This window comes from Bartonella sp. AP58NXGY (genome assembly GCF_042195785.1).
Classification (GTDB): Bacteria; Pseudomonadota; Alphaproteobacteria; order Rhizobiales; family Rhizobiaceae; genus Bartonella.
On the sequence record NZ_JBHIOY010000023.1, the window covers coordinates 1 to 2764 of the forward strand.

1 protein-coding gene and 1 pseudogene are annotated in these 2764 nt (G+C 37.1%); both read left to right on the top strand.

Translation table 11 applies throughout. The features are described 5' to 3' along the window. On the top strand, positions 1-202 hold a 202-nt coding region (locus ACFINC_RS08785), incomplete at its 5' end, for a hypothetical protein (RefSeq protein ID WP_375616962.1). Between the two features lie 517 nt (positions 203-719). Beyond that, positions 720-2764: pseudogene (locus ACFINC_RS08790) on the top strand (autotransporter outer membrane beta-barrel domain-containing protein); the annotation flags it as partial.

The following is a 2764-nucleotide window of genomic DNA, read 5'->3' on the forward strand; positions in this document are numbered from 1 at the left end:
TAAGTTATCAACAAAAGCTTCAGAAAACTGGTATATCTGGAGCAAATTTCTCAGGCGGCATACGCTATCAGTTTTAAATCAAGGCTGTAAAAACAGCGTATTTCTTTTTTATGCATTAACAAAAAAGGCAGCACGATGTGCTGCCTTTTTATCTCTCCCCTATTCTTCTCTACCAATACACACTGCCAACATTTCTCTTTGAGAAAATTAGTTAAAAAAACTCAAGACAATAAAATATCGCGCTTTCAACTAGTAAAAATATCCCTTGAAAAAAACTAAAAGTCGATTGAAAAATCAATGAGCGCTATTTTATCATAACCGTGTTAAAGGAAAACATGAAAGCTATGGTATCATCTTTGGTTTTATGATGTTGAAAGAAATCTTTATCAGGCTCAAGCATACAGTTTTTTGGAATTTTCTTGCCTACACCTTTTTTTTAAGCATAAGCAACAAGTTTTATGCAAACATAACACATATCTTGAATAGAAAAACTTATAATACTTATATAATATTAAAATAATATATTTACTTTAGCACAAAATGAATTTAAAATATAATTCATTATATATTAAATATATAATTTATTTTATACTTTACATAAAAATAAAAATCGCCTATCACGTTCCATCTCTAAAATACCCATCCATTTGATATCCTTCTTATAAGCGGGGGAAGAGTGTGTGGCACTTATAATTTACTTATAATTTAGGAAAATCTTGATGTGTAAAAAATCCCTTTTATGCTGCACAGCTGTCATAGCTGTCATGCTATTCAACACCCATATCAATGTATATGCTGAAACTCTTGAAGTTTCCGGCGAGAAAAAAGAAGTATCTAACACAACGTATGAGATTATTCATGCAAAAGACAACGGGGAAATCACCGGCACACATTTAACTGTGGTTGGGAATAAAGACACAGATATTTATGCTGTAACAGCTGACGGTGTTGGCAGTGCAATTACATTACTGCAAGACACAGCCATTAAAGGAACTGATTTTGACATTCGTCTTGGTCTTAATGCAAAAGATGGTGCTACAATCAAAATGACTGGAGGCATTATTACGGTTTCTGAAATTGGCGCTTTCTTCGAAAACAGTATGAATGATAAAAACAAGCTGGAAGGTGTAACAATATCAAGCGGTAAAGATGACCACTTCATGGACGAGGGCATAAATGCCGACAACAAAAGCAAAGTTACTTTAGAAAACGTAACGGTTACGCAAGCAAACACCAGCATATTCGCAAATGATCATTCTGAAATAACGATATTAGGGGGAGCATTTGATGGAGAACTCAAAGGAATATCCGCTACAGGAGGCAGCGCTATTACTTTAACTTATAGCGAATTAGCCGATAACCAAAAAAGCAGTGTTCAAGTTACATCATCCCATGGTGATGGACTTTATGCAAATGGTGAACAATCTACAATCACAATGACTGGTGGAGCAATAACTGGAAGAAGCACAGCATTGCTTGCAGAAAATGGCGGACATATTGACATCTCAGATGTTACTTTAAAAACAGACGGCACCGGAATCGGTGCAATAGCCAATGATGTTAACAGTAAAATTGAATTACACGGAAATACGGTAATTAATGATGCTGTAATTGGGCTTTATGCAGAAAACAGTGGCACAATCACAATGACAGGAGGAACCATTACAGCTTTTGAAACTGGCGCATTCTTTAATGAAAGTAAGAGCAAAAAAAATAAGCTAGAAAATGTAACAATTACTTATGCAAACACCAACATAAATGATCAAGACAAGCTAGCAAATGTAAAAACATCGGACAATGAATTAGACCCTGGATGGGAAAGTGAATTAGAAAATGAATTGGGAAATGAAAAAGAAGAGTTTTTATACACAGGAATAACAGCCTTTGCTGGAAGTCAAGTCACTTTAGAAAATGTAACCATTACCCAAGCAGAAACCAGCATATCCGCAGAAGGTCATTCTCAAATAGCGATATTAGGAGGAGAATATAATGGAGAACACGCCGGGCTATACGTTACAGAAGGCAGCATCATTACTTTAGCCAATAGTCAAAAAGGCAGCGTTCAAGTTACATCATCTTATGGTGATGGACTCTATGCAGACGGTTTATTCTCCACAATCACAATGATGGGAGGAATAGTGACTGGGGGGAACAGAGCATTATTGGCAGTGAACGGTGGATATATTAGAGGCGAAAATGTTGTTTTAACAACAACAGATGGTAACGGAAACGGAGCAGCTTCCACAGATCCTTACAGCTTGATTGAATTGTATGGGAAAACAACGATTAATAATGCTTTTATCGGGCTTTATACAGAAAACAGAGGCGTCATCATGATGACGGAAGGAACTGTAACTGGAAAAAGCGCAGCATTATTTGCAAAGAGCGGCGGATATATTGATGTCACGGATGTGATACTAACAACAATGGATGGTAACGGATACGGTGCAGCTGCCACTGATCCTAACAGCTTAATTGTATTACATGGGAAGACAACGATTAATAATGCTGTAACTGGCCTTGGCGCGGAAAATAGTGGTACCATCACAATGACGGGAGGAACTGTAACTGGGACAAGCGCAGCATTGCTTGCAAAAAGTGGTGGACATATTAAGGTCGCAGATGTTGCTCTAACAACAATAGGCAACGGATACGGTGCAGCTACCACCGATCCTGATAGCTTAATTGAATTGCATGGCAAAACAACAATTAATAATGCTTTCATCGGGCTTAATGCAGAAAATAGTGGGGCAATCACAATGAC